The 24,574-nt window shown below is 63.2% G+C and carries 29 protein-coding genes; 13 read left to right on the top strand and 16 right to left on the bottom strand.

Annotated features, from left to right (window positions below; translation table 11 throughout):
* Window positions 1-170 precede the first annotated feature (170 nt).
* Window positions 171-440, top strand: coding sequence for a hypothetical protein (locus AC1DW2_RS13105; RefSeq protein ID WP_477006256.1), 270 nt, complete (start codon window positions 171-173; stop codon window positions 438-440).
* A gap of 195 nt (window positions 441-635) precedes the next feature.
* The gene (locus tag AC1DW2_RS13110; protein WP_477006257.1) at window positions 636-1,766 is read left to right on the top strand and encodes a L,D-transpeptidase family protein; all 1,131 of its coding nucleotides are present in this window, start codon (window positions 636-638) and stop codon (window positions 1,764-1,766) included.
* Window positions 1,767-1,807: 41 nt separating this feature from the next.
* On the opposite strand, the gene AC1DW2_RS13115 is transcribed toward AC1DW2_RS13110, so the two are convergent.
* Complete coding sequence (locus AC1DW2_RS13115; RefSeq protein WP_223154002.1) at window positions 1,808-2,164, bottom strand: hypothetical protein; 357 nt, start codon at window positions 2,162-2,164, stop codon at window positions 1,808-1,810.
* An 815-nt stretch (window positions 2,165-2,979) separates the two neighbouring features.
* On the opposite strand from AC1DW2_RS13115, the gene AC1DW2_RS13120 reads away from it, so the two are divergent.
* Window positions 2,980-3,645 carry a hypothetical protein gene (locus tag AC1DW2_RS13120; protein WP_477006258.1) on the top strand — a complete coding sequence of 222 codons (666 nt, stop codon included), beginning with the start codon at window positions 2,980-2,982 and terminating at the stop codon, window positions 3,643-3,645.
* Here the strand turns inward: AC1DW2_RS13120 and AC1DW2_RS13125 are convergent.
* Entirely contained in the window at window positions 3,578-4,816 is a 1,239-nt protein-coding gene (locus AC1DW2_RS13125) for an MFS transporter (protein ID WP_247315994.1), read from the bottom strand. The genes AC1DW2_RS13120 and AC1DW2_RS13125 overlap by 68 nt on opposite strands.
* A 129-nt stretch (window positions 4,817-4,945) precedes the next feature.
* On the opposite strand from AC1DW2_RS13125, the gene AC1DW2_RS13130 reads away from it, so the two are divergent.
* Complete coding sequence (locus AC1DW2_RS13130; RefSeq protein ID WP_477006259.1) at window positions 4,946-5,554, top strand: TetR/AcrR family transcriptional regulator; 609 nt, start codon at window positions 4,946-4,948, stop codon at window positions 5,552-5,554.
* 338 nt (window positions 5,555-5,892) lie between these two features.
* Here AC1DW2_RS13130 and AC1DW2_RS13135 read toward each other — a convergent pair whose 3' ends face one another.
* Both AC1DW2_RS13135 and AC1DW2_RS13140 read right to left on the bottom strand, forming a co-directional pair.
* The gene (locus tag AC1DW2_RS13135) at window positions 5,893-7,266 is read right to left on the bottom strand and encodes a PleD family two-component system response regulator (protein ID WP_028150565.1); all 1,374 of its coding nucleotides are present in this window, start codon (window positions 7,264-7,266) and stop codon (window positions 5,893-5,895) included.
* Window positions 7,267-7,280: 14 nt separating this feature from the next.
* Window positions 7,281-7,646 (bottom strand): response regulator, encoded by a 366-nt coding sequence (locus AC1DW2_RS13140; protein ID WP_008566616.1) that lies wholly within the window; start codon window positions 7,644-7,646, stop codon window positions 7,281-7,283.
* 228 nt (window positions 7,647-7,874) lie between these two features.
* On the opposite strand from AC1DW2_RS13140, the gene AC1DW2_RS13145 reads away from it, so the two are divergent.
* Both AC1DW2_RS13145 and AC1DW2_RS13150 read left to right on the top strand, forming a co-directional pair.
* Window positions 7,875-8,186, top strand: a complete 312-nt coding sequence (locus AC1DW2_RS13145; RefSeq protein ID WP_354095832.1) for a DUF3572 domain-containing protein — start codon at window positions 7,875-7,877, stop codon at window positions 8,184-8,186.
* Window positions 8,183-9,475 carry a DNA polymerase IV gene (locus tag AC1DW2_RS13150; RefSeq protein ID WP_354095833.1) on the top strand — a complete coding sequence of 431 codons (1,293 nt, stop codon included), beginning with the start codon at window positions 8,183-8,185 and terminating at the stop codon, window positions 9,473-9,475. Before AC1DW2_RS13145 ends, AC1DW2_RS13150 begins: the two co-directional genes overlap by 4 nt.
* 16 nt (window positions 9,476-9,491) lie before the next feature.
* Here the strand turns inward: AC1DW2_RS13150 and AC1DW2_RS13155 are convergent, their stop codons facing one another.
* Window positions 9,492-9,647, bottom strand: a complete 156-nt coding sequence (locus tag AC1DW2_RS13155) for a hypothetical protein (protein WP_166097113.1) — start codon at window positions 9,645-9,647, stop codon at window positions 9,492-9,494.
* A 202-nt stretch (window positions 9,648-9,849) separates the two neighbouring features.
* Here AC1DW2_RS13155 and AC1DW2_RS13160 point away from each other — a divergent pair, with 202 nt between their 5' ends.
* A complete protein-coding gene (locus AC1DW2_RS13160; protein WP_354095834.1) occupies window positions 9,850-10,251 on the top strand; it encodes an ACT domain-containing protein in 402 nt (133 codons plus the stop codon).
* Window positions 10,252-10,339: 88 nt separating this feature from the next.
* On the opposite strand, the gene AC1DW2_RS13165 is transcribed toward AC1DW2_RS13160, so the two are convergent.
* Both AC1DW2_RS13165 and AC1DW2_RS13170 read right to left on the bottom strand, forming a co-directional pair.
* Window positions 10,340-10,741, bottom strand: a complete 402-nt coding sequence (locus tag AC1DW2_RS13165) for a RidA family protein (protein ID WP_014494674.1) — start codon at window positions 10,739-10,741, stop codon at window positions 10,340-10,342.
* Window positions 10,742-10,813: 72 nt separating this feature from the next.
* A complete protein-coding gene (locus AC1DW2_RS13170; RefSeq protein ID WP_247341615.1) occupies window positions 10,814-11,659 on the bottom strand; it encodes a cell envelope integrity EipB family protein in 846 nt (281 codons plus the stop codon).
* 232 nt (window positions 11,660-11,891) lie between these two features.
* Between AC1DW2_RS13170 and AC1DW2_RS13175 the strand changes: the two genes are divergently transcribed.
* The 4 genes from AC1DW2_RS13175 to AC1DW2_RS13190 are packed head-to-tail and all read left to right on the top strand — an operon-like array spanning window position 11,892 to window position 14,899.
* Entirely contained in the window at window positions 11,892-12,359 is a 468-nt protein-coding gene (locus AC1DW2_RS13175; protein ID WP_014494672.1) for a RidA family protein, read from the top strand.
* Between the two features lie 16 nt (window positions 12,360-12,375).
* Window positions 12,376-13,122 carry a glycerophosphodiester phosphodiesterase gene (locus AC1DW2_RS13180; RefSeq protein WP_354095836.1) on the top strand — a complete coding sequence of 249 codons (747 nt, stop codon included), beginning with the start codon at window positions 12,376-12,378 and terminating at the stop codon, window positions 13,120-13,122.
* Window positions 13,123-13,177: 55 nt separating this feature from the next.
* Entirely contained in the window at window positions 13,178-14,419 is a 1,242-nt protein-coding gene (locus AC1DW2_RS13185) for a GNAT family N-acetyltransferase (protein WP_354095837.1), read from the top strand.
* A 51-nt stretch (window positions 14,420-14,470) separates the two neighbouring features.
* Window positions 14,471-14,899: an HIT domain-containing protein gene (locus AC1DW2_RS13190; RefSeq protein WP_063982784.1), complete on the top strand. Its 429-nt coding sequence runs from the start codon at window positions 14,471-14,473 to the stop codon at window positions 14,897-14,899.
* Between the two features lie 90 nt (window positions 14,900-14,989).
* Here the strand turns inward: AC1DW2_RS13190 and tsaA are convergent, their stop codons facing one another.
* From tsaA to AC1DW2_RS13210, 4 genes are all read right to left on the bottom strand, one after another.
* Window positions 14,990-15,481 (bottom strand): tRNA (N6-threonylcarbamoyladenosine(37)-N6)-methyltransferase TrmO, encoded by a 492-nt coding sequence (tsaA, locus tag AC1DW2_RS13195; protein WP_014494668.1) that lies wholly within the window; start codon window positions 15,479-15,481, stop codon window positions 14,990-14,992.
* Window positions 15,482-15,512: 31 nt separating this feature from the next.
* Complete coding sequence (locus AC1DW2_RS13200) at window positions 15,513-15,863, bottom strand: AzlD domain-containing protein (protein WP_063982782.1); 351 nt, start codon at window positions 15,861-15,863, stop codon at window positions 15,513-15,515.
* A complete protein-coding gene (locus AC1DW2_RS13205; RefSeq protein ID WP_063982781.1) occupies window positions 15,860-16,600 on the bottom strand; it encodes an AzlC family ABC transporter permease in 741 nt (246 codons plus the stop codon). The genes AC1DW2_RS13200 and AC1DW2_RS13205 overlap by 4 nt, the downstream gene beginning before the upstream one ends.
* 108 nt (window positions 16,601-16,708) lie before the next feature.
* Window positions 16,709-17,731, bottom strand: coding sequence for a lytic transglycosylase domain-containing protein (locus tag AC1DW2_RS13210; RefSeq protein WP_244623456.1), 1,023 nt, complete (start codon window positions 17,729-17,731; stop codon window positions 16,709-16,711).
* 39 nt (window positions 17,732-17,770) lie between these two features.
* Between AC1DW2_RS13210 and AC1DW2_RS13215 the strand changes: the two genes are divergently transcribed.
* Window positions 17,771-18,787 (top strand): TRAP transporter substrate-binding protein, encoded by a 1,017-nt coding sequence (locus AC1DW2_RS13215; RefSeq protein ID WP_354095929.1) that lies wholly within the window; start codon window positions 17,771-17,773, stop codon window positions 18,785-18,787.
* 82 nt (window positions 18,788-18,869) lie between these two features.
* Here the strand turns inward: AC1DW2_RS13215 and AC1DW2_RS13220 are convergent, their stop codons facing one another.
* The 5 genes from AC1DW2_RS13220 to AC1DW2_RS13240 all read right to left on the bottom strand — a co-directional run bounded on the left by AC1DW2_RS13220 (window position 18,870) and on the right by AC1DW2_RS13240 (window position 23,635).
* A complete protein-coding gene (locus tag AC1DW2_RS13220; protein ID WP_063982779.1) occupies window positions 18,870-19,064 on the bottom strand; it encodes a hypothetical protein in 195 nt (64 codons plus the stop codon).
* A 42-nt stretch (window positions 19,065-19,106) separates the two neighbouring features.
* Window positions 19,107-19,349 carry a hypothetical protein gene (locus AC1DW2_RS13225; protein WP_063982778.1) on the bottom strand — a complete coding sequence of 81 codons (243 nt, stop codon included), beginning with the start codon at window positions 19,347-19,349 and terminating at the stop codon, window positions 19,107-19,109.
* 59 nt (window positions 19,350-19,408) lie between these two features.
* Complete coding sequence (locus AC1DW2_RS13230; RefSeq protein ID WP_085405552.1) at window positions 19,409-20,707, bottom strand: glycoside hydrolase family 130 protein; 1,299 nt, start codon at window positions 20,705-20,707, stop codon at window positions 19,409-19,411.
* A gap of 34 nt (window positions 20,708-20,741) precedes the next feature.
* Window positions 20,742-23,027 carry a glycosyltransferase family 4 protein gene (locus tag AC1DW2_RS13235; RefSeq protein ID WP_477006260.1) on the bottom strand — a complete coding sequence of 762 codons (2,286 nt, stop codon included), beginning with the start codon at window positions 23,025-23,027 and terminating at the stop codon, window positions 20,742-20,744.
* 413 nt (window positions 23,028-23,440) lie between these two features.
* Entirely contained in the window at window positions 23,441-23,635 is a 195-nt protein-coding gene (locus AC1DW2_RS13240) for a hypothetical protein (RefSeq protein ID WP_063982774.1), read from the bottom strand.
* Between the two features lie 292 nt (window positions 23,636-23,927).
* Between AC1DW2_RS13240 and AC1DW2_RS13245 the strand changes: the two genes are divergently transcribed.
* Window positions 23,928-24,566: an HAD family hydrolase gene (locus AC1DW2_RS13245; RefSeq protein WP_354095840.1), complete on the top strand. Its 639-nt coding sequence runs from the start codon at window positions 23,928-23,930 to the stop codon at window positions 24,564-24,566.
* Window positions 24,567-24,574: the final 8 nt, after the last annotated feature.

A 24,574-nucleotide genomic window follows, 5' to 3' on the forward strand; every position in this document is an offset into this window, starting at 1 on the left:
CAGTACACTTCGATATTTCTCGTTAGCACGAGTTCCAGCGGCTTCCGGCAGGGCGAGCGCTAACATTGGCACTGTCCGCCTCGATGCTTCGATAGCCGTATCGGTTTTCGAACCAGGCCGTGAACCCATACCCCCGCTGCGATCGACGAAAGACCCGGGATCACGATGCGGTGCTCTATGCTCATGCGGGTGCCATCCACGATGCCTTTAGCGGACAGTTTGCTGACTTCACTAAGGACGGCGAGGACAACAAAACGCTGTTCGCAAAGACCGGAAAATTGCCGATGCCGGTCTTGGCTATCGGTGGCGATCACTCCGTCGGCACATTGATGAACTCCGACTTGGCCGATGTCGCGAGCGCCGCCAAGAATGCTGTCATAACCAATGCGGGCTTTTTGCCTAATTGTCTCCGGAACTGCTTGAGGTCAGCTTTGGGTTAAAAGAAGTCCTCGGCTGAACCGATCGGGCAGGTCAGCTATGGGCCAGAAGCGGACGACGAGACCGAGCGTCTTTGCATCCCCAAGGCCAACGATAAGCTCGAACTTCTCCGGTGGCTGCGTCCATCTGGGCTTGCCTTACGAACCCACTGACTACACGCTACCCAAATGAGCAGATTCCACGCCCGAGGTAAGGTCATGATCGGCGCCACGGCACTCCGTGCGCTTGTGCTGACTGCAGCGTTTTTCGCGGTGTTGTCGCCGGCCACCTGCCTTGGCGAAAACAGCAACCGCTTGCCGGCCAAGGCTACACAGGAGCTACCACCCGAGTTGCTCTCGCTGCTCCGACAAAAGAAGATGCCAAAATACTCGCCTATCCTTGTGCGCGTCTTCAAGCAAGAGGCGGAGCTCGAAGTCTGGAAACAGGACACCACCGGCCTCTTCAAAATCCTCAAGGTGTACCCGATCTGTCGGTGGTCGGGGGATCTCGGGCCGAAACTGAAGGAGGGTGACCGTCAGGCTCCAGAGGGGTTCTATACGATTACTCCCGAGCTGATGAATCCCAACTCCGATTACCATCTCGCGATCAACGTCGGCTTTCCCAACAGCTTCGACAAGGCAAACAATCGCGACGGCAGCTTACTCATGATCCATGGCGACTGCTCATCGAGCGGTTGCTATGCCATGACCGACGAACAGATAAGCGAGATCTATTCGCTAGCGCGGGACTCCCTCGGCGGCCGACCGTCCTTTCARGTCCAGGCTTATCCATTCCGCCTSACGCCGGCAAACCTGGCGCAGCATCGAAATAGCCCGAACCTCTCCTTCTGGAAAATGCTCAAAGTCGGCAACGATCACTTCGAGACGACGCATCTCGAACCTAAGGTGGACGTGTGCAATCGACGCTATGTGTTCRATGCGCAAGCTCCACCAAATTCGCCGTATCCTCTCGTGTTCAGTCCCACCGATAAATGCCCCGCGTTTGTYGTGGATTCCAAAATTGCGCGGCGGGCGCTTGAGAAGCAACGTACCGACGAACTCGAATTCGCGCGATTGCTCAATGACRACGTGCCGGCAGCCCCGATCTATAGCGGACTGGACGGCGGAATGAACGAGGCKTTTCTTGCAAAGTATCTGGTCAGAGTGACGCTTGCGAAAGTGATGCCGTATGCATCTTATCTGCCGCAACTGCCGCCAATCCCCTGGGTCACCAACGATGGTTCGTTGACGAGTAGATGGTTTGGCACCTCGTTCTCGAAACCGATTGCATGTGATCTGGCTCGTTCCAGCTTCCTGTCGACCGTCGTGGAAGGAGACGACGGGTGCTAGAGCGCCCGGTCTACTTCAGGCTTGCATCCCCGCGCTCGCTATCAGCCCATGCTTCCCGGCATGAAGCAGCGCGGCTTCGGATGACCATCTAGGTAGTAAGGCCAGACCATCGTACGGCCAGCGCGGTTCGGTCCATCCACGACAGCTTCGTTCGGAACATCAACCCACTCGCCATCAAGGCGTACGCGATAGTGACCGTCCTTAGTTTCCCAATCGGCGTCATCAACGCGCTTCGCATCACTGCCATCGCAGCAAGGCCCTTTGCCACTGTGCAAGCTCTCATACCAGCTGTTCAACTCGGGGTGCTGATAATCGTGGGCGCGAGCGTGACCGATTGTAAAGATCGGCAGCATGACAGTGAATACAGCAAGCGCTGCATGCCGAAGGTGATTGTTCATCTTACTCCTAATCCCGCAGTGGAAGTCCCACACGCCGAACACGTCAAGGCACGCCAAACTTGGGCCCGTAGTAGCCACTCCAGGGCCACACACATCGCCGCCCCGGTACCGCAGAGTTTAAGCTTGCTCACTCACCACCGGATATGAAAGGCCAACAGTGCTTGTATTCTCTCTGGAGATGGAGAATCGATCGACCAATTAAAGGAATATTTCGTCACATCGTTTTCAACGATGCGCGATGTCGACGCGTCGTATGATCACGAGTTCCGGCGCATGCTGAAGAAGTTGAGTTTGGCCCTAAGCACGCCCTCCGCATCGCAGCGCCCGGTCCGCAATCTCAACGACGCAGCAGTATCTCCGTCCGAGATGACAAATCCGCCTGCTCCGATCGTCAACCCGCTATTAATTTCGATGTCGGCACAGTAGGCGGATATCGCGGCGACCACGACGCACGTCCGCTTCGGGTCCCCCCCCCCGAAGAACTCGGGCTGAGCATATCAAGTCTGCTTCAGCCCCAAGGAGCGGACATCTAGCGGACATGCCGGGTCGACCGCTTGGGGCCAAATCCGGACCTTCCCGTGGGCCAGGCAGAGACTTCGTTTCACATGTTCCCCAGACTCGTCAGGTGACGTAGAATGTCGTTGCCCTTAAAGTGGGATGTGCCGAAATCACCGTCTGGGCAAACGAGCAGCACTGGTGCCATCGGCAAGCACGCTCTCTTAGAAGCCGTTCTTTTTTCGGTTTCGACCACCGTTCACCACGAACTTTGCGCGCTGCTTATGCGGCGGCTCGTTCGGTAACGTCGGGAGAAAGCGATGAGCAAGATCGATCGAAGGTCCGCACTGGGAATCGCGTTGGCAGCGGCCTCGGCTGCCATGGTCAGGCCAGCCGCCGCTCAAACCACAGGCTACAAGGATATGACGCCTTGGCCAGGTGTCGTGGTGCGTGAATATGAAGGCGAGACACCATCCCTGATCCCAGGTTTTAAGACCGTCTCAATGCGCGATGTCATCATGCAGCCGGGGGCGAAGACCATGGGGCCCCCGATGATGAATGCCATGATCTGCCATATCACCGAAGGGGAGCTTCGGCTTGAGCAGGACGGAAAGACCTTTACGGGCAAGAAGAATTTTGTCTGGACCTGCAACAAGGAAACAAAAGAACAGGCGTACAACGACGGGAATGTGGTACGCGATTATGCGGATCACGGACCTGAAAGCTTAGGGCCCATGTGGAGGAGCGGATGGCGCACGCGACGACGCGCCATCCGCCTGCAGGATCATGAATTGTTGCAACGTCACAGCCGGAGAAAAGTTCGTCCGCGCGCCAAGCTTCGGGTCACACGCTGCCATCACGACGAAACAGCACGGCGTCCCCTGCAAGCTCCCTCTGACGTTCGCGAGCACCGCCCCGCTACGCCGTCCGCAGCACCGGCGACGGCGGCTGCGACGGCCGGATCAGCGCGAACGCGACCTGGATGATGCCGCCGGCCAGGCCCAGCGCCACGCCGATGCGCCAGGCCATGGTGTAGGAGCCGAGCGTGTCGTAGAGCACCCCTCCTCCGTAGGCGCCGAGGAAGCTGCCGATCTGGTGGCTCATGAAGGCGAGGCCCTGGATCATCGCCTGCCAGCGCAGGCCGAACATCTCGGCGACCGCGCCGGCGACCAGCGGGCCGACGCCCATCCAGAGGAAGCCCATGATCGCGCCGAACAGCAGCGTCGAGAACGACGTCGCCGGCAGCGTGAAGTACCAGGCAAGCGCGAGCGAGCGCAGGATGTAGATGCCGCCCAGCAGCGCCAGCTTGTTCCAGCGCTGGCCGGCCCAGCCGAAGAACAGCGAGCCCAGCACGTTGAAGCCGCCGATCATGCCGAGCGTCTGCGCGCTCAGCATCGGATCGAGGCCGCAGATCGCCAGATAGGACGGCAGATGCGTGGTGAGAAACACGAGCTGCATGCCGCAGACGAGATAGGCGCAGGTCATCACGACGAAGGACGCGTTGCCGAACGCCGTCTTCGCTGCCGTCGCGGCGGTGGCATCCCCGATGTCGTCGGCGGCAGGCTTCGGCAGCGGAATCGCGTCGATGCGGCCGGCATACCAGGCCGCAGGGATCATCAGCACCGACATGATCACGAAACCGGCGAGCCCGACGCGCCAGCCAAATCCTTCGTTGAGCAACTGCCCGATCGGCGCAGACAGCAGCGCGCCGAGCGAGCCCGCGCCGGAGACGATGCCGAGCACGGTGGAGCGGACGGTCTCGGGCACAGCGCGCGCGGCCACCGACATCGCGATCGCCGCCGCGGTGCAGGCGAGCGAGGTGCCGATCAGCACGCCGGCGCCGATCATGATGCTGACGAGCCCGTTCGCGGTCGCCATCAGGATGAGGCCCGCGATGTACATCAGCGCGCCCACGATCATGATCGGGCGGAAGCCGTAGCGCACGGTCAGCGCGCCGGCGAGTGGCTGGAGAAAGCCCCAGGCGAGGTTCTGCACGGCCAGCGCCAGCGTGAAATCCGAGATCGAAATGTGGATGTCGTGCGTCAGCGGCTGCATGAAGATGCCGAGGCTCTGCCGCAGCCCCATGCTCAGCGTCAGCATGATCGAGGCGCCGATCAGGATGGGTAATGTCGGACGCAGAACCTGCAAAAGGGGCATATTTTTCTCCCTCGTCGGCGCGACGCGCGCGCCGGCGTCTGCAATTCTCGATGTTTTTAGTTACACAGACCTGTGTACTTAGGCTATGAAAGGTGCACGCTGTCAAGCGAACAGGACGCACGCTGCCGCATGGCTCCCCTGCCCACACCACAGACGATGAAGGAGCGGATCCTCGAAACCGCCGACAAGCTGTTCTATCTGCAAGGCATTCGCGCCATCGGCGTCGACACCATCGCGGCCGAGATCGGGATCTCCAAGCGCACGCTCTACAACCACTTCCCCTCCAAGGACGCGCTGATCGCGGCCTATCTGGAGCGCCGCTTCGTCAAGCCGCGCCCCTCCGACAAGCCCCCGGCCGAGCAGATTCTTGGCACCTTCGATTCGCTGGAGCGGCGCTTTGCGGCCAAGGATTTTCGCGGCTGCCCGTTCGTCAATGCGGTCGCCGAGCTCGGCCCAAAGGACCGCGCCGTGAAGAAGATCGCAATCGCCTTCAAGGAAAGCCGCCGCGTCTGGTTTCGCGAGCGGCTCAATGAGCTCGGCGTCACGGAGGCGGATGCGCTCGCCACCCAGCTCGTGCTCCTGGTCGATGGCTCGATCGCGCAGGACCTCGTGCGCGACGACCCCGCGATGGCCCGCGCGGCAAAGGAAGCGGCGAAGGTGCTGCTGCGGAATGCGGGGGTGGATGTGGGGGGTGATGAGAAGCCGGCCGTGACGCATAGCAAGCGCACGCCGCACTAATCAGCATGGCCGTATCGTTCGGTGTCATCACCCGCGAAAGCGGGTGATCCAGTATTCCAGAGGCGGTTGTGATTTGAACCGAGAGGCCGCGGCGTACTGGATTCCCCGCTTTCGCAGGGAATGACAGCGGAGCTTGTGGAACAGCGGAGTTTGGGGAGAGGACTTCGCGCAACAACCGCGCCCTGCCCGATCCTATCAAAATGCTCCTGTTTTGCCCGACGTGTCAAACGCCCGGGCAATCGGCATAGGCCCGCCTAGCTACCGGCATAAGCCATTGATCCGGCTAGCGCCGGCTACTGTGCATGGGGTTGTTTTCGCATTTTTATGCGCAGGCAGCCTCACGCCGCCTGCGACACCACGCGATTGCGGCCGTCGTGCTTGGCGCGGTAGAGCGCGGTGTCGGCGCGCTTGAGGACGTCGGCGACCGCCTCGCCCTTCTGCTCCAGCGTGGTAAGCCCGATCGAGATCGTGACCTCGATGCGCTTGGTGCCCTTGTGGACGGCGAACGGCTCGCCCGCGATCGAGCGGCGCAGGCGCTCGGCGACCATGCCGGCGACGTGCAGATCGGTCTCCGGCATCACGATGACGAACTCCTCGCCGCCGTAGCGGCAGGCCAGGTCGATGCCGCGGATCGACTTGCGCACGCGTACCGCGAACTCGCGCAGCACGTCGTCGCCGGCGTCGTGGCCGTAATTGTCGTTGATCGACTTGAAATAGTCGATGTCCAGAATCATCAGCGCCAGGGGCTTGCCGCGGGTCGAGGCTTGGTCAGCGAGCGTCGCCAGATGGCTCTCCATGTAGCGGCGATTGTGCAGGCCGGTGAGCGCGTCGGTGATCGCCATCTCGATCGAGTTCTGCACGTTGTCGCGCAAATGATCGGTGTAGCGGCGGCGGCGGATCTGCGTGCGGGCGCGCGCCAGCAGCTCGGTCTTGTCGATCGGGCGCAGCAGGTAGTCGTTGACGCCGATCTCGAGGCCGCGGAGCAGCCGCGTCGAGTTCTCGGGGTCCGCGATCGCCAGGATCGGCACGTGGCGCGTGCGCTCCAGCGAGCGCGCCTGGCTACACAGCCGCAGCCCGTCGAAATTGTTGAGGTCGAGCGAGACGATCAGCAGGTCGTAATTGCCCTCGGCGGCGTGGAACAGCGCTTCGGTCGGGTTCGGCTCGACGTCGATGGTGTGCTCCGCGGCGAGGATCGTCGCCAGCCGCTCATAGGAGGACTGACGGTCGTCGACCAGCAGAATGCGGCCGCCCCTGCCGGTGTCGGCCACGGCGCTGCGCTCGGGCGCCTGCATGCCGATCTCGAGCGAGGTGATGGCGCGCATCCGCAGCTCATCGGTCATCATCTTGAGCCGCGTCAGCGAGCGCACGCGCGCGATCAGCACGACGTCGGAGACGGGTTTTGTGAGGAAATCATCGGCGCCGGCTTCCAGCCCGCGATTGCGGTCGGCGGGACTGTCGAGCGCGGTGACCATCACGACGGGGATGTGGTGCGTCGCCGGATCGGTCTTGAGACGGCGGCAGACTTCAAAGCCGTCCATGTCGGGCATCATCACGTCGAGCAGGATGATGTCGCATTCGGCGCGGCTGGCCAGCGCCAGCGCTTCGGTGCCGTTCGAGGCGGTCATCACGTCGAAATATTCGGCGGACAGGCGAGCTTCGAGGAGTTTGACGTTGGCGGGAACGTCATCGACAACCAGGATACGCGCGGACACTTTGAACTCACTTCCTATCCGATAAAACGCCGGACCGTCTCAATGAATTTGCCGACCGAGATCGGCTTGGACAAATAGGCCTCGCAGCCGCCCTCGCGGATGCGCTCTTCGTCGCCCTTCATCGCGAACGCCGTGACCGCGACGACGGGAATGGCGCGCAGCTCCGGATCGTCCTTGATCCACCGCGTGACCTCGAGGCCCGAGACCTGCGGCAATTGGATATCCATCAGCACGAGGTCGGGTCGCATCTTGCGAACGAGGTCGAGCGCCTCGTAGCCGTTGCTGGTGCCGGAGGTCTGGTAACCGTGTGCCTCCAACAGGTCGCGGAAGAGCTTCATGTTGAGCTCGTTGTCTTCCACGATCAGGACGGTCTTAGCCATCCCGCCCTCCTGATTGGCACGAAGCCCTATACATGTGACGCCTCAGGCGCCGCTCGCCGGCGCTTCGAAAACTGGATTCAAACTAGCCTCAGATTCGCTTGAGTTTCGTTAAACCCGAGGGCCGACTTTCTGCGATGTGGTTTCCGGTTGCTTGTCGGCGGTCTTGAGACTCGGGCATGATGGTTTCAAAGTAGACACCGAAAGTTAACGGAAAGGCAAACCGAACCCTTGAAAAAGCCTGTTCACAACCCTCGCGAAGTCGCTGAAATCGTTGCGATTCAGGCGCTCTCCTTCGTGGCCGCCGATCCGGAGCGGCTTGGCCTGTTCCTGGCTGAGACAGGCGTCGGTCCTGAGACCCTGCGCAATGCCGCCTCGGACCCGAATTTCCTCCTCAGCGTACTCGATTTCGTGATGCGCGATGACGCCACCGTAAAGGCCTTTGCCTCGACCGCGGAGCTGCATCCGACCAACGTTGCTGCGGCGCGGCAGGTGCTGGGCGACGCGCTCGGCGACCCCTCCTGGGAGCGCGACGTGCCGTGACCGTCCCTGATACGGCCGGACCCCGCTGCTTCTGCCGGGATTGTCTGGCCGATCTGGATATGGGCGTGCGGCGCTGCTCCGCCTGCGGTTCCCCTCGCCTCGTCCGCCACCGCGCGCTCGCAGGCCTGACCATCGCCCATATCGACTGCGACGCCTTCTATGCGACGGTCGAAAAGCGCGACAATCCTGACATCGCCGACAAGCCCGTCATCATCGGCGGGGGCAAGCGCGGCGTGGTGTCGGCCGCCTGCTACATCGCGCGGACCTATGGCGTCCGCTCGGCCATGCCGATGTATAGGGCGCTCGAGGCCTGCCCGCATGCGACCGTGATCCCGCCCGACATGGCCAAGTACGTCCGTGTCGGCCGCGAGGTGCGCCAGGCCATGCAGGCGCTGACGCCGCTGATCGAGCCGCTCTCGATCGACGAGGCCTTTCTCGATCTCTCCGGCACCGAACGGGTGCACGGCATGGTTCCGGCCAAGGTGCTGGCGCGGTTCGCGCGCAACATCGAGCGCGACATCGGCATCTCCGTCTCGGTCGGCCTCTCCTGCAACAAGTTTCTGGCCAAGATCGCCTCCGACCTCGACAAGCCGCGCGGCTTTGCCGCGCTCGATCAGGAGGAAGCACGTTTGATGTTGGCGGAGAAGCCGGTCGGCTTCATCTTCGGCGTCGGCCCGGCCACGCAGGAGCGCCTGGTGCAGCGCGGCTTCCGCATCATCGCCGACCTGCAAAAGGCCGACGAGATCGAGATGATGCGGCAGTTTCCGAGCGACGGCCGCAGGCTGTGGCGGCTTGCCCGTGGCATCGACGACCGCCGCGTCGAGCCCGATCGGGGCGCCAAGACGATTTCGAGCGAAACCACCTTCGAGACCGACATCCGCGATTTCGCGACGCTGGAGAAGATCCTGTGGCGGCTCTGCGAGAAGACGTCGTCGCGGCTGAAGAGCAGCGAGCTTGCCGGCTCTACCGTGACGCTGAAACTGAAGACTGCCGATTTCCGCCAGCGCACCCGCTCGCAATCGATCGCAGGCCCGACGCAGCTTGCCGCCAAGATCTTCTCGATCTGCCGCGAGATGCTGGCGAAGGAGATCGACGGCACCGCGTTCCGTCTGATGGGCGCCGGCGTCAGCGCGCTGCGCGAAGGCTCGCCCGCCGACGACACCGATATGCTTGACCGCCGTGCTGCGCATGCCGAGCGCGCGGTGGACAGCCTGCGCAAGAAGTTCGGCAACTCCGCCGTCATTCGCGGCATCGCGTATGATGGCCCTGAAACAGGACAGCAGGAGTGATCGAGTCCTGCTCAATTCAGTCGCGTTCGAAGATCCGTGCACCCGGATAGACACGCCGGGCATACTGAATGACCAACTGCCGATCCTGACTCGCCAGAAACGGCGTTCGGATCTGACAAGACCCGACGATGAGGTGCCACAGGCCGTTGAGCTTTCCAATCATGACGTTCATTTGAGCTTCCTCGCAGTGACCCGAGTAGACTCAAATTGTAAGAATCTCCGGCCGTCGCTCAATTGTACCAGCGTAAGGTCAGCGTATGAGAAGGATTGGAAGGGATATACAAAGGTATGTTGGCGAGGCCCCTGTCAGGTTCCGGCGTTGATGGGTTTCGCAAGGGCTGTACGCATCCGAACGCGCTGAGAGGCTGACCATCGTGACAGGCGAACGCGACCTCGACGCGCTGTTGAGAAACATGAAGCCGGAACTGCTGGACGGCATCTTCGTGTTTTGCACGATCCCACCCAGCGAGCCCGTTCCCGCAGCGGTCAACCCGCTGCTGACGTTCCGCGAGCAGGAAGGAACCACGCTGGTGATCCTGCGCGAAGAAGCCGAGGCGTCAGGCTTACGCTACGCGTTCGCCTCGCGCCTGATCACCCTGACGGTTCACTCCGCACTCGACGCGGTGGGCTTTCTGGCTGCGGTCACGGCCCGCCTGGCCGAAGCCGGCATCAGCGTGAATGCGGTGTCGGCCTTCCACCACGATCATCTTTTCGTACCTGCTGACGGGACCGATGAAGCGATGGCTGTTTTGCGAGCTATGTCCGCAGCAAAGTAGGATGGGTAGAGCGAAGCGAAACCCATCGAGCTCTTCCCGCGCAACAAGGTGATGGGTTTCGCTTCGCTCTACCCATCCCACGGTCATTTCAATCCGCGACCGCCACCGCCTCGATCTCGATCAGCCATTCCGGCGCGGCGAGCGCGGAGACGCCGACGAGGGTGCTGGCCGGCGGCTCCATGCCCTCGAAGAAGGCCGAGCGGGCCTTGCCGATGATCGGGCGCAGCTCCGGCTTGTAGTTCACGACGAAGGTCGTGATCTTGACGATGTTGGCGTAGGTCGCACCGGCCGCTTTCAGCGCATGGCCGAGATTCTGCATCACCTGCGTCGTCTGCGCGGCAATATCGCCCTCGCCGACGATCCGCCCTTCCTCGTCCACCGACACCTGGCCGGAGATGTAGATGGTGCGCGCACCTGAAGCGGTCACGACGTGGGAATAGGCCGGATTGTGATGCAGGCCGCTGGGGCGGAGATGGTCGAGCTTGGGCATGGTGCTTGCCTCCCGGGTTTGTGGTTGGGAGGGAGCGTAGCTGGAGAGCGAGCGGAGGGCTAGCCTCGCCCCTCAATTGCAGGGCTTGCTGTCCTTCGCGTCGAACTTGCCCATCGCACCGGAAATCACGAAATCGTTGTAATCGAGCACGAGCTGGCGCGAAACGCCGTTTTCGTAGAGCTCGAACGCCATCGCGTAGACCGGCGTCTGCTCGCCTTCCTTCTGCTGGGACTCGCGGTCGAAATAGCTGACGGTAACCGGCCAGCGCTTGAGCGACTTCATGTGCTCGTCCGTGGTCGATGCATCGGGCGAAGCAGTGCGGTCGGCGGGAATCGGCTGACCGATCACGGTCAGCGTGTTGTAGACCTTCTGGCCGTCGTCGGAGCCGTCATACACCGACAGCTCGAGCAGCGACTTGCCATCCTTGGCGGCGGCAATGATGCGCTGGATCTGCTCGGTCGGGAACACGATCTTGCCGTCGAGGGTGAAGCTCTTCGGCGCCGGCAGCTTCAGCTTGACGTTGATGTGGTCGCCGTCGCGCTCGGCCGAACCGTCGACCCGGCCGGCATCGGCCTCGTTCATCCGCGTCTCGATCTTGAAGCGGTAGCTTTTTCCCGCGGCGTCCTCCCAGGAGTTCGAGCGGAGGTCGCTCAGCGTGATCTTGCCCTCGCCGCTGTCGAGCTCGGAGACCTGGCGGAATTCGGAGGTGTAGCCCTCGCACGAACTCCCCGTGAAATTGTAGAGGATGCGGCCGCGCGCGCTGTTGATCGAATTGGAGCGCGATTTGACGAGGCTGAGGTCATAGAGCGCTTGGTGCGCAAGGAACGGACCGCTGGCCGCCTGCGCTCCACCGCCTGCGCCGAAAGCAGCCGCCGCGAGCGCCATCACACCGAGCGAAGTCCGGAAAAGGTGCACCATGTGTCATCCCTGGGGAAAGCGCAGATTCGACATTTTAATGACCGTTCCATTGCGTCGCAACTGAGGCCGTTTCACGTAAAGTTGCGGCCCCGCCTTGAACCTGCTGCCTGGCCACAACAAAATGCAGTCGCTCCGGTTGCTTGCATGTGACGGCACGATGGGCGAAACAGGGCGCGCCCGGCCTCCAAATGGACGCAGCCGGGCGGATGAAATTTGGACAACGAGGTCGAACATGGCGGGCACGGTCGAGCAGAAACTGGCGGAACAGGGCATCAAGCTGCACGAGGCCCCTACCCCTGTCGCCAATTACGTGCCGTTCGTGCGCACCGGTAACCTGCTGTTCGTCTCCGGCCAGGTCTGTTTCGACCCCGCCGGCAAGCTGATCGCCAAGGGCAAGCTCGGTGCCGGCGTTTCGATCGAGGACGGTGCCGCGGCGGCGCGCGGCTGCGCCGTCAACCTGCTGGCCCAGGTCAAGGCGGCGCTTGGCGACCTCGACAAGGTCGTGCGCGTGGTGCGCCTCGGCGGCTTCATCAACTCGGCACCCGACTTCCTGGACGGGCCGAAGGTGCTCAACGGCGCCTCCGACCTGATGGTAGCCGCTTTCGGTGACAAGGGCCGCCACGCCCGCACCACCGTCGGCGTCGCCTCGCTGCCCGCGGACGCGGCGGTCGAGGTTGAAGGCGTGTTCGAGGTCGCCTGACACGGAGCTGACGGCGTTGCGCGCTCCTGATTGGCTGACAGCCCGGCCGGTCGCCCATCGCGGCCTGCATGACATTTCCCGCGGTGTCGTCGAGAACATGCCGGGGGCGGTGCAGGCTGCGATCGCAGGCAATTTCTCGATCGAGGTCGACATCCAGCTCTCCGCCGACGGCGAGGCCATGGTGCACCATGACCACGCTCTCGGCCGTCTCACCGAGGCCGCCGGCGAGGTGGTCGAGAAGACCGCGGCCGAGCTGAAGGCGGTCAAGTTCAAGGACACGGACGAGCGGATGATGTCGCTGTCCGACCTCTGCGCCATGGTCGCTGGCCGCGTGCCGCTGGTGATCGAGGTGAAGAGCCATTTTGGCGGCGACCGCAAGCTGGTGAAGCGGCTGGCCGAGGTGCTGGCGTCCTATCAAGGGCCCGCCGTCGGCATGTCGTTCGATCCCGACCAGGTGCTAGCGCTGCGTGAGCTGTTGCCGTCCCGCCCGCGCGGCATCGTTGCGCAGCGGACCTACGAGGACGAGTATTGGGCGAAGCTGACGCAGGCACAGCGCGACAGCATGCTGTACCTGCGCCACGGCTTTCAGACCCAGCCGCATTTCGTCGCCTTCAAGGTCGACCACCTGCCGGCCCCCGCCCCCTGGATCGCCCGCAACGTCCTCGGCTGCGCCCTGCTCGGCTGGACCGTGCGCACCCCGGAGCAGCGGACGCGGGTCGGACAATATGCGGATCAGATGATCTTTGAGGGGTTCGTCCCGTAGGGCTTGATGTTCCTCACTCTTGAAGTCGCTGCTGCAATGCACGATCTTGGGCACGATGGCATCATCTGAAATCACACTCGAGGCTGTACCCTCGATTGGCGAGGTATCTGCCGAGGATTGGGACGCCTGTGCCAATCCCGACAAGGCTTGCAACGGGCATGGCGCGGGAACTTCATCCGGGCTTCCAGGCGATTCCCTCGGCCTCTCAAAACCCGCCTATAACCCTTTCGTCTCGCACGCGTTTTTATCCGCAATTGAGAAATCGGGTTCAGCAACCATCCGCACCGGCTGGGGGCCGCGGCATCTGGTGGCCAAGGTCGATGGCCGCGTCGCCGGGGTCGTGCCCTGCTATCTGAAATCGCATTCCCAAGGCGAATACGTCTTCGACCGAGGCTGGGCGGACGCCTATGAGCGCGCCGGTGGACGGTACTATCCGAAGCTCCAGGTCTCGGTTCCCTTCACCCCGGCCACAGGGCCCCGGCTGCTGGTCCGCGACGGCGTCGATCACGAGCGCATCGCTGAAGCGCTTGCAAGCGGGCTGGTGGCGCTGTGCGGCGTCAGCAAGGCCTCCTCGGTGCACGTGACCTTCGCGCGTGAGGCGGAGTGGAAACGGCTCGCCCGGCACGGATTCCTCCAGCGCACCGATCAGCAGTTCCACTGGCGCAACGAGGGATTTGCGACCTTCGACGATTTCCTCACCACGCTCAATTCGCGCCACCGCAAATCGATCAAGCGCGAGCGGCGCGATGCGCTTGCCGGCGGCATCACCATCCACTGGCTCACCGGCAGCGACATCACCGAGGATGCCTGGGACGCCTTCTTCGAATTCTACATGGAGACCGGGTCGCGCAAATGGGGCCGGCCTTATCTCACGCGCGAATTCTTCTCGCTGATCGGCGAGACCATGAGCCAGGACGTGCTGCTGGTGATGGCCCGCCGCAACGGCCGCTGGATCGCGGGCGCGATCAACTTCATCGGCTCGGATACGCTGTTCGGCCGCAACTGGGGCGCGGTCGAGCATCATCCGTTCCTGCATTTCGAGGTTTGCTACTATCAGGCGATCGATTTCGCGATCAAACACGGCCTCGACAACGTCGAGGCCGGCGCGCAGGGCGAGCACAAGATCGCGCGCGGCTACCTGCCGCGGACGACCCATTCCGCCCACTTCATCGCCGATCCCGGCCTGCGCCGCGCCATCGACGATTACCTCAAGCGCGAGCGCGCCTATGTCGCCGAGGCCGGACGGGAGCTGGCCGAGCTCGGCCCGTTCCGCAAAGGCGTCGACGAGGCGCCTTGACGGTTTGCCACGGCTGATGACAGTAAGCGCAAAATTCGAGGAGCCGCCGCCATGACCGCCTACGACCCCAACAACATCTTCGCGAAGATCCTGCGCGGCGAGTTTTCCTGCCACAAGGTCTATGAGGACGAGCATGTGTTTGCCTTCCTCGACATCATGCCACGGGTATCGGGCCATACGCTGGTGATCCCGAAGGCCCCTGCCCGCAACATCCTCGACATCAAGCCTGATGACTATGCCCACGTCGCCCGCGGCGCGCACAAGATCGCGGCCGCTGCGATGAAGGCGTTCGAGGCCGACGGCATCACCGTGCAGCAGTTCAACGAGCCCGCCGGCGGCCAGGTGGTGTTTCATCTCCACATGCACGTGATGCCGCGCCACGACGGCGTGGCCATGCTGCCGCCCGCCAGCCGCAAGGAAGACGTCAAGGTCCTGGAAGAGAACGCGGCCAAGCTGATCGCGGCGCTGAAGGCGGGATAGATATCAGCCCTGTAGCCCGGATGGAGCGAAGCGTAATCCGGGACCTCCCCGCATTCCGCTTCGCTCCATGCGGGCTACGATCGCCGCCCCTCACTCCGTCTGAAAATCCCCTGCCTGCGGGGCGGCCAGCGGCGTGAATTCGCAACGATCTGGCTTGATGTCGATCAGCGGCGTGTTGTCGATGCAGTCGAGCCCGCGCACCAGAATGGCATTGCCCTCGATGCCGACGAGCTTGACGATCGAGGTGCCGATCGGGTTGGGCCGGACCGGTGAGCGCAGCGAAAACGTGCCGCGGGTCTTCTCGTTGTTCTTCGGGCTTTGCAGGACGATGTCGCGGCGCGACTTGTCGAGCCAGTAGAGCACCTCGAGATTGCTGTAGAAATCGACGCCCTTGATGGCCGGCACGAACGGCTCGAAGATCTCGAGCCGGCACACCGGGCCGTCCTGACGCCCCTGTCGCGGCGTCTCCATCCGCGAGGTCCAGGGCGTGCGGATGCGGCCGATGAAGACGAGGCCGGCATCCTCCGTCGACGGCAGCTCGATGGCGACCTCGCCCTCGCGGAGCTCGTTTTCGCGAACCATATTTCCCGTTCCTTGCTGTTCGCCGGTGGTTTTAGCCTAACCACCACTTTCCGGCCAGCATGAAGACTTCGCCTGTCACCACGCCTGCGAAGATCGAGCGGCGGGTCAGCAGGAAGGCGACGAGGCCTGCGCCGACCGCGCCATAGCGCAAGACGTCCGGCACGCTGGCGAGCGCCCCCGGCGGCTCCACCACGATCTGGGCGATGACGCCGGCCAGGATGGCGGTGGCGACCGCCCTCACCCAGACCAGCAGCTCCGAGCCCTCGTCGATGCCGCCGCCGAACCACAGGCCCAGCATGCGCCATATCTGGTTGGGAACAACGCCCGCAACGAACAGCACGACGAGTGCGTGCCAGTCGCCGATGAGCTGCGCAAAGCTCATGCGCGCACCTCCCGCCACCAATGCACGCCATAAGCGATCGTGCCGGCCACCAAACCGCTGACGAGAATGTCGAGCCCGGAGTTCATCTTCGCGGCCAGCGGATAGAGCAGAACCCCGAGCGTCAGCGCGACGACGTCGGCGACCTCGCGACTGTTGCGCGCGGTCGAGAACAGGAACGACAGCGGCGTCAGCATCAGGATCGCGGCGCCGAGCGTCTGCGTCAGGTTGGCGGCAAGGAAATAGCCGACCGTGTTGGCGGTGAGACACACGGAGACCAGACCAAAACCAAGTCCGTTGACGAAGGCGATGCGCCGCTCGCGCGGCACCTGCGGCAGGAAGCGATGGCATTCGACCCACAGTGTCACCGCCGTAAGATGCGCGGCGAAGAACAGCTCGCGCCGCTTGGTCGTCGGCGTGCGCATCAGGGGCAGCACCGAGACCACCATCGGAAACAGCCGGATCGCGCTGACGGTGACCGCGATCGCCGATTGGATGATGGTCGCGCCGGAGCCGAGCGTGGTGATCAGAATGATCTGCGCGGGGCCCGCCCAGACGAACAGCGTCGAGCAGAGCGCCCAGAGCAGGCTGAAATGGGTGTCATGAGCGAGGGCGCCGATGCCGAGATAGGTCGCGAACAGGACAAGCGTGAGGATCGTCTGCGTGATCGAACGCAGTCCCCACGCAAACGCGCGCCAGGAACTTTGCCATTGAGGGGAATCGAGCGGAGGAAGCGCCACGGGAGTCTTTGGCCGGATTGCGGAATCGTGCCCGCATAACGGGCAATGCTGTGGCTGGCGTCAAGGAAGCGCGCGGCGGGGCTGGCATGCGCGCGTGGGCAGACGCGCCTACCCGTTCACACCCCGGTTCTTCAGCACGAAGCAGGCACCGCCGGCCTTGCGGATACGGTTGCACAGATCATCCGCCTCGCTGCGCGTGTCCGCGCCGATGCGCACCTGGTAGAACGCGCGCGTACCGCGGCTGCGCATCACCGAGCTTAGCAGGCTCGGATCGCGCTCGCCGATCACCGCGGTCAGCCGCGTGACGGCGCGGGAATACATCGCGAGCGCCCTGTTGCGGTCGAAACCGGCAGCGAGCTGTACGCCCCAGACCTTTGCGGCGGCGAGCTCGACATGCTGTTCGAGCTCGGCCACAAAGGCATTTGGCGCGCGCTTCAGAAGCGCCATGAGATCGCGGCAGCTCGTCGGCGGCGAACTCGGCGGTCCCTTGCCGGTCGCTCCCGCCTTGGCCCACGCGTCAACGCTCGTGCCGGTGATGGCATAGACGTAGTTGCGGGTCTGCTCCGGCATGCCGCCGGTGCCGGCGAGCCATTCCTGCACCCGGCGCGGCCCGGCGTTGTAGGCAGCAGCCGCAAGACCGAGATTGCCGAACTGGTTGCGCAGCTCGTTCAAGAACTCCGCCGACTTCGGCAGCGCCTGCACCGGGTTGAAGGGATTGAGCAGCCCGCGCTCGCTCGCAGTGCCCGGCATGAACTGCGCGATCCCCTGCGCATGCTCGCCGCTGCGCGTCATGGGTCCCACGGCATCGGCCTGGAATCGGCTTTCCTGCCAGATCACGCGGGCGAAGAATTCCAGCGGCAGATTGGCATCCCGTGCGGCGGCCTCGACGATCAGGCAGATCGATTCCCGCGTATCGCTCTCGCGCGCAGTGGCCGGATTCGCCGGTGGCATCGCAAGCTCCTCGACGCTGGGGACGGCGATATTGGTCTTCGCGGGCGAGCTGTCCCACGCCACCACCCGTGTCGCCGAGACGAGCAGTGCGGCGATGATGAGTGATGCAATTCGCGTCAGCCGTGCCCAAGCAGCGCTGTGGCGCGCTCCGGCGCGGCATGCAACAAGATGATCTGCCATGTTGTGGCATCGTGCCATGGTTCGACGAGTTGCCAATATATGCTGTTTGACCCGCTTCTCCCAATGCGCTGCCCTGCCCCAGGGATCCGCGCGATCCTCGTCCTCCTAGCCCTCGTCCTGTCCGCCGCGCCGGCCATGGCGCAAGTCAACTGGCGGATGACCACGGAATACCCGCAAAACAACATTTCCGGGATCGGGCTCACCAGTTTCGCCGATCGCGTCGCGGCGCGCACAAACGGTTTCGTGACCGTAGCTAGCGCTTTCGACAACGAGCTCAAGATCAACTCGGGCGAAATGCCGCGCGCCGCGCTGGATGGTCGCATCGCCGGCGGCGACGCCTTCGCGGGCGCGCTTTCGGGCCTCGACCCGGTGCTCGGATTGTCCACCCTGCCCTTTCTGGTGCAGTCCGTCGACCTCGCCCGCGCCACCAATCTGCGGGCGCGCCCGCTCTACGAGAAGGCGCTCGCGGCGCGCGGCCTGAAGCTGCTCTATGTCACGATCTGGCCGGCCACGGGCCTCTGGTCGGACCATGCGCTGGAAGGCGCCGACGCCCTGCCGAAACTGAATTTGCGGGCCTACGACGCCAACTCCGGCGAGGTCATGCGCGCAGCCGGCGCGAATGCACAGTTCCTGCCTATGGACGCGGCACTCGCTGGCCTCAGGGAACACCGGCTGAATGCGTTCCTCACCTCCGGCGACGGCGGCGCGGGACGCAAGCTCTGGGACTTCCTGCCCTACTTTACAGCGATCAACTACGCGATGCCGGTCTCGATCGCCTTCGTCCGCAGCGACGCATTTGCCGAACTGTCCGAGCCGATGCAGCGCGAGGTGCTGGCCGCGGCGGCCGAGACCGAGCAAAGCCAATTCGCGCTATTGACCCATCGCACCATCGAAAACTATGCGCGCATGCGCGACAACGGCGTCCGCATCGCCGAGCCGGCGCCGGCATCCCTCGTCGCCGCGCTCCGGAAAGCGGCAACGCCTGCTATCGCCACCTGGGAGACGCAGGCAGGCGCCGATGCCGCGGCGATCGTCGAATGGGCAAGACAGCAATAGAGCGAGCCGTGGCGGCCGCCRGCATGCGACTGCGGTGCTGTCTTGAAACGTCCGCCAGTCCCGCCCTTCACTCGCTTCGGTCCTATGCCGAGGCCGGCTTTTCTGCGCTGATTGCGCGGTCCAGGGCATCGATCAGCGTTTGAAGCTCGACAAACTTGTTCCGTGCTCGCTCGGCATTGTCGCGATCAAAAGGAGCGGCCAGCACCTTCGCATGCGTGTCCCTGTCCTCGATCATTCGATCGCGGGCCTTCTTCAATATGTCCAGTCGCTCGTTCATCTGTGCCTCTCCGCCAATATCTGCTCGACCACGATCAGGGCCTCAGTCGAAACCAGCCGGAAGCTCGCCCTTTCGGAAGAACACCGTAGGCTCATCGTCATAGTCACCCATTTCGGGATCGCCGCTGGACGAGAACGCGACGACGCCGAGTTTGCTCAAGGCCAATCTCTCCGCCGTACGCAGCGCGCCGCTTTCCGACTTGCAGACGATGGGAGAGTCGGCCTTCAGATTTCCACCCTTGCCGGCGTTGAACGCCTGCACCACGTAGGTTGTTTCGCGGACCATGACGGCACCTCTGACCTGTTGACACACGGAGTTGTCGTCAACGACCGCGACAACCGCGCTCAGCCTCGCATCGCTTCGATGAGCGCGGAAATCCTGATCGTTGCAAAGCTTGAGAAGGTGTCCGACACGGCATATGGCAGGATGATCTGATCATTGTGCCTCATCGCACCGCAGGTATAGACGACGTTGGGGACATACCCTTCGCGTTCGGACGGTTCAGGCCGCAGCAGCGGCTCGGCCGAGCGAGCCAGCACCCTGGACGGGTCGCGCTTGTCGAGCAGAGCCGCTCCGATCGAGTATTTCCGGATCGGGCCGACACCGTGCGTCAGCAGCAGCCAACCTTCGTCAAGTTCGATGGGTGCCCCGCAATTGCCGATCTGGACGAACTCCCAGGGAAATTGCGGTTTCAAAAGCACCCGGCCGCCCTCCCATGTGTAGAGGTCGTCCGAATAGACCAGATACAGGTTCTCATTGTCCTGTCGCGCGATCATGGCATAGCGGCCGTCGATCTTGCGTGGGAACAGCGCCATGCCCTTGTTGTGTGCTGCAGCCCCCCGCAAAGGCGTTAGCCGAAACGACATGAAGTCGCTGGTCTCGATCAATTCAGACCGGATCGCACGTCCGCTATAGGCTGTATAGGTCGCGTAGTAGATCGCCCGATCACCGTCGTTGAATTTGACGAAGCGCGCATCCTCGATGCCGTTAGATTGGGATTCGGTCACGGGAAAGATGACCCGCTCGCTGAGGTCTTCCTCGGGCCTGAACACCAATTCCACGCGGTCGCCGTCCGATCCGGATACGCGATGGCTGATCCGGGGGACCGAGGCAAGGCGCGCCGTCGGATCGACGGCCAGGCTTCCGTCAGCCGCAATCGTTCCGGTTCGAAACGTCAGTGACGACACATGCCCCTCGCCGATGGCCCGGAGGCTGACGATGAATCGCGAACCTCCGTTCGGTGCTCCCGATTGATCGGGGTGCGGGACGATGCTGGGGTTGAACAAGGCAGAGGCTTCGAACGAATACTCACTGAGAAAATAGGCACCAATCAGCTGGCGCTGCGTCTTCGAGAAGACGCCATGCGTGGCGAAAGCGTCCTCCATTTCATCCGCTCGGGTCTCGAACCGCTCCAGGAGGTTACGATGTCGCCCCTGGAAATTGTCGAGCACATCCGCAAGCTGAACTGCAACGGCCTCCGAACTGAGCGCAAGAACCCGGTCGACGATATGATTTGCACGCATCTTGTCGGTCGGGTTCAGGTCGCGGGGTTCGGTTGCCGGCTTGAAGGGCCGCACGATGACCCGCGCTGGATCGGGGCGCAGATTAAGCCCCTGCCGGTTCAGGAAAGAAGCTTGTGACACGGTATCCTCGGCGTGCTGAATGAAAAGATGAAGTTCAGGCGCTCACGGCGCGCAAGGCTGTGGGCCTCGTCAAGCTCGGGTTGACGCGCGCAAGCTGGCGCATCTCAGCAAGCCCGAGGAGATAGCAAACAACGGACTCGCCCCCGCGGTTTTCGTTGGCGCGATCAGCGTGCAAACCATCCCGGCAACTGCCAGTGAGCGGATCGACCAGCGCCACTGAGAGATCGTTGCTGCCCAGGAACCAGGCGAAGGCCCGAGTTGCCATGGCTTTCCATTCGGCATCGCCGTCGGCACGCCACGCGGCTAGGCAGGCGGCGATCGTTGCCGTTGCCTCCACGGGCTGCTGATCAAATGCACGGGGATGTTGCCGCCGCTCGCCGAAGCCGGCGGTGCCGACCGGCCGGAAATGCCCTGCCGCGGTCGTCTGCTGCGTCATGAGCCAGCGCAGAGACCTCAATCCGGCATCGAGATATTGGGGCGCCTGCGTCGCCATGCCTGTGAGGATCAACGCCTGCGGCAGCCGCGCGTTGTCGTAGGCCAGCCCTTCCTCGAACCACACCCAGTCCGACGTCTCGACCGACGCCAGACACGCCATCAACCTGCCGGCAAGGGAATGCCGGACGTCCCTGGCGTGGAGATCGTCCGGAGCCACAGCGCAATAGGCGTCCAAGCCCAGCAGCATGAATGCCCATGCGCGGGGCGAACGAAAGCTCGCCGCGATCGACAATGCCTGGGCGAACAAGGCAGCGGCCCACAGGCGCCGGGCCGGGCTCGCGTCTCTGCGTGCAGCCTCGCCCAAAGCCCATAGCGTCCGCCCGTGACTGTCTTCCGACCCTCTGTCCTCAAGCCAGGTTCGATTGAACCCCATGAAGTTGCGAAATTGCCCGGTGTCGGGATTCCAGGCGTGCTGCACGAATGCCGCAAACCGGCTCGTTAGAATTTCGGACAGCGGCTGTTCGCCTGGACCATTGAGGGCGCAGGCCAGCAGCAGCGCTCGGGCATTGTCGTCGACGCAATAGCCGTGCGCGCGATCCGGCACCGAATGGACCGCATGCTGGAACAGGCCGACATCATCGCACATCGACAGGAAATGGCCGATCTGCATATCGGGCGATGCGGGGCTACGTGGCTCCGGCACATTCATGTCCGAGCACGCGAAGAGTTTAAGCCGATGGCCTTGCCGTACATTCTCGAAGACGGACACGTAGCGCTCGGCCACCCGTTCCCATGTCATCATCCGGCTCGCCGCATAGGCGCGCCGCGACATCGCCTGCCGGCGGGCGTCGTCGGTCAGCAGGCCTGCGATCTCGTTGCCGATCGCCGCGGCGTCGCTGAAAGGCACCAGCACGCCGCACCCGTCGGCAAGCAGCTCGCGGGCGTGCCAGTAAGGCGTCGAGACGACCGGCTTCCCCAATCCGAAGCTGTAGGCCAGGGTTCCCGAGGTCATCTGGGCCTCGTTGAGATAGGGCGTGACATAGACGTCGCACATCGAGATGAATTCGAGCAGCGTGGCGAGATCCGCGAACCGGTCGAAGAACACCACGTGGTCGTCAATTCCGAGTTCGCGCACCCGCGCCATCAGGCTCTCGCGATAGGCCTCGCCCTGGTTTCGGACCAGGTTGGGGTGCGTTGCGCCAAGCACGACATACACCGCATTCGCGCAGCGCTTCAGAATCGACGGCATGGCGTCGATCATGATTTCGATGCCCTTGTTCGGTGACAACAGGCCGAATGTCAGGATGACCGATTTTTGCTCAAATCCAAGCTTGGCCTTCGCTGCATCGGGCTCGACGAAGGCGACGTCCGGAATGCCGTGGGCGATGACCTCGATCTTGTCATCGGCCACCCGGTAGACGTCGCGCAGCAGTTCGCGGCCCTTATTGGCCATCACCACGACCTTCGACGACGCCTCGACGATGCGCTCCATGACCGTCCGCTGCGCAGATGTCGGATCGGCGAGCACGGTATGGAACGTCGTCACCACCGGCATGGCAAGGCGGGACAACAGCACGAGGATATGGGCCCCGGCCTCACCACCGAAAATCCCGAACTCGTGCTGCAAACACACGGCATCGAACCGGCCGGCATTGAGGAAATCCGCGGCCCGCATGTAGTCTTCGATATTGCCGTCCTTGATCTGGAACGCGACCGCCGGAGGATAATCATAGGCTTGACCGCGATCGGTCATTGCCACGATGCAGGTCTCCAGATCCTGGCGCGAAATCGATATCGCGTTCTTCAGGTCGGTCGTATAGGTCGCAATTCCGCATCGTCGAGGCAGCGAGTTGCCGATCACGGCGATACGGCGGAGCGGCGTCATGTCGGCACCTCTATGATTTCGCTTGATGTCGGAGCGTGCACGGCGGGCGGACGCGCCGGCGAATTCTGTCGTCCGTCACCTCTGCCACGCGCTGCTTGATTGCAAACCTCAACAGCCGCGACAGATATTCTTCAGCTTCGCTGCGGTTCTGGCCTCTTCCGCAATGAAGGGGTCCTTGTAGGCAGCCCGCGCGGCGTCTTGTTCGGCAGCAGTGGGTTGCTTCGCTCTCGGCGGAAACGCGGCGTCGTAACAGGCGAGCCGGCCGCTCGTGCTTTCGATCGCGCGGCAGTCCGGCTCTCTGGCGACTGCACTTTGCACGAATGTGCCAAGCGCCAATGCGACAATAAGGATTTTCATACGGGTATCGTTCCTCGCGGAGGATCCGGGCGCGCCGTTTGACGCCCCTGCGCTCCTCATGCCTCGAACTGGTCGAACTCGTCAGACAGCAGAACCCGGCCCTGCGGCGTGCATATCCGCACGTCGACATAGCCTTCCTGCAACAGCTCCCTCGCCTTCTTCAGAGCGGCGGCCGTCGTGGTGCGGGCCAGGCTGACATAGCCGCTTTGATCGCGTCCGCTCACCAGATATTGGAGCGGCGTCCTATCCATGCAGAAAAGCCGCGGCGGCCACCAGGAGCAACAGAAACAGCGGGACGATCATCGGCGGCACGATCCAGTCGGCCAGATTAAAGCGAGGCATGGGCGCTCCTCCTCGTTCGGCGGGAGCGCTAGTGACCCTCAGTCACCGATGGATGCCATGGGAAGGGCGGTGATCGCAGGACTTTACGCTTATGCCCTGCTAATAGCGAGCTTTAAAACGTCGCGCGACGCGGCGGCGTTGCCTTGAGCAGCGGCGTCGGTTAGGTCAAACAACGGCGGTATCAACACGGGCACGGCTGGCATGGCTACAATCTTCTTCGATCTCGACGGTACGCTGACCAACCCGAAGCCCGGGATCACGCGCTCGATCCAATACGCGCTGGAGCGGCTCGACCTTGCAGTGCCGAGCGAGGACGAGCTGACCTGGTGCATCGGGCCGCCCCTGCACGCCAGCCTGAAGAAGCTCACCGGAAGCGACGAGCTCGCCGACCGCGCGCTACTGCTTTATCGCGAGCGATTTGCCGATATCGGCCTGTTCGAGAACGAGGCCTATGCCGGCATCATCGACACGCTGACGACGATCGCCGCAACCGGCCAGCGCATGTTCGTCGCCACCAGCAAGCCCGCGGTCTACGCCATCCGCATCGTCGATCATTTCGGCCTGAAACCGTATTTCGAGCGCGTGTTCGGCTCCGAGCTCGACGGCACGCGTGTCGACAAGCGCGACCTGCTGCGCTATGCGCTCGACGAAACCAAGGTCGATCCCGGCAGCGCGATCATGATCGGCGACCGCAGCCACGACGTGATCGGCGCCCGCACCAACGGCATGACCGCGATCGGCGTGCTCTATGGTTATGGCAGCGAGGCCGAGCTGCGGGATGCCGGCGCACATCACATCTGCGCCGCGCATCCCGAACTGCTCGGTCACTGCGCAGCCTAGAGCATGAT

This window comes from Bradyrhizobium sp. P3_C3 (assembly GCF_056402655.1).

Bases quoted from the DNA above. Each gene is read 5' to 3' on its own strand.
- AC1DW2_RS13165 (WP_014494674.1), bottom strand. From the start codon at position 10,741: ATGCCCAAGCTCGACCATCTCCGCCCCAGCGGCCTGCATCACAATCCG.
- AC1DW2_RS13215 (WP_354095929.1), top strand. From the start codon at position 17,771: ATGCTGTTTGACCCGCTTCTCCCAATGCGCTGCCCTGCCCCAGGGATC.
- AC1DW2_RS13175 (WP_014494672.1), top strand. From the start codon at position 11,892: ATGGCGGGCACGGTCGAGCAGAAACTGGCGGAACAGGGCATCAAGCTG.
- AC1DW2_RS13245 (WP_354095840.1), top strand. From the start codon at position 23,928: ATGGCTACAATCTTCTTCGATCTCGACGGTACGCTGACCAACCCGAAG.
- AC1DW2_RS13170 (WP_247341615.1), bottom strand. From the start codon at position 11,659: ATGGTGCACCTTTTCCGGACTTCGCTCGGTGTGATGGCGCTCGCGGCG.
- AC1DW2_RS13185 (WP_354095837.1), top strand. From the start codon at position 13,178: ATGGCATCATCTGAAATCACACTCGAGGCTGTACCCTCGATTGGCGAG.
- AC1DW2_RS13120 (WP_477006258.1), top strand. From the start codon at position 2,980: ATGAGCAAGATCGATCGAAGGTCCGCACTGGGAATCGCGTTGGCAGCG.
- AC1DW2_RS13125 (WP_247315994.1), bottom strand. From the start codon at position 4,816: ATGCCCCTTTTGCAGGTTCTGCGTCCGACATTACCCATCCTGATCGGC.
- AC1DW2_RS13140 (WP_008566616.1), bottom strand. From the start codon at position 7,646: ATGGCTAAGACCGTCCTGATCGTGGAAGACAACGAGCTCAACATGAAG.
- AC1DW2_RS13130 (WP_477006259.1), top strand. From the start codon at position 4,946: ATGGCTCCCCTGCCCACACCACAGACGATGAAGGAGCGGATCCTCGAA.
- AC1DW2_RS13225 (WP_063982778.1), bottom strand. From the start codon at position 19,349: ATGGTCCGCGAAACAACCTACGTGGTGCAGGCGTTCAACGCCGGCAAG.
- AC1DW2_RS13220 (WP_063982779.1), bottom strand. From the start codon at position 19,064: ATGAACGAGCGACTGGACATATTGAAGAAGGCCCGCGATCGAATGATC.
- AC1DW2_RS13200 (WP_063982782.1), bottom strand. From the start codon at position 15,863: ATGAGCTTTGCGCAGCTCATCGGCGACTGGCACGCACTCGTCGTGCTG.
- AC1DW2_RS13190 (WP_063982784.1), top strand. From the start codon at position 14,471: ATGACCGCCTACGACCCCAACAACATCTTCGCGAAGATCCTGCGCGGC.
- AC1DW2_RS13240 (WP_063982774.1), bottom strand. From the start codon at position 23,635: ATGGATAGGACGCCGCTCCAATATCTGGTGAGCGGACGCGATCAAAGC.
- AC1DW2_RS13115 (WP_223154002.1), bottom strand. From the start codon at position 2,164: ATGAACAATCACCTTCGGCATGCAGCGCTTGCTGTATTCACTGTCATG.
- AC1DW2_RS13155 (WP_166097113.1), bottom strand. From the start codon at position 9,647: ATGAACGTCATGATTGGAAAGCTCAACGGCCTGTGGCACCTCATCGTC.
- tsaA (WP_014494668.1), bottom strand. From the start codon at position 15,481: ATGGTTCGCGAAAACGAGCTCCGCGAGGGCGAGGTCGCCATCGAGCTG.
- AC1DW2_RS13210 (WP_244623456.1), bottom strand. From the start codon at position 17,731: ATGGCAGATCATCTTGTTGCATGCCGCGCCGGAGCGCGCCACAGCGCT.
- AC1DW2_RS13235 (WP_477006260.1), bottom strand. From the start codon at position 23,027: ATGACGCCGCTCCGCCGTATCGCCGTGATCGGCAACTCGCTGCCTCGA.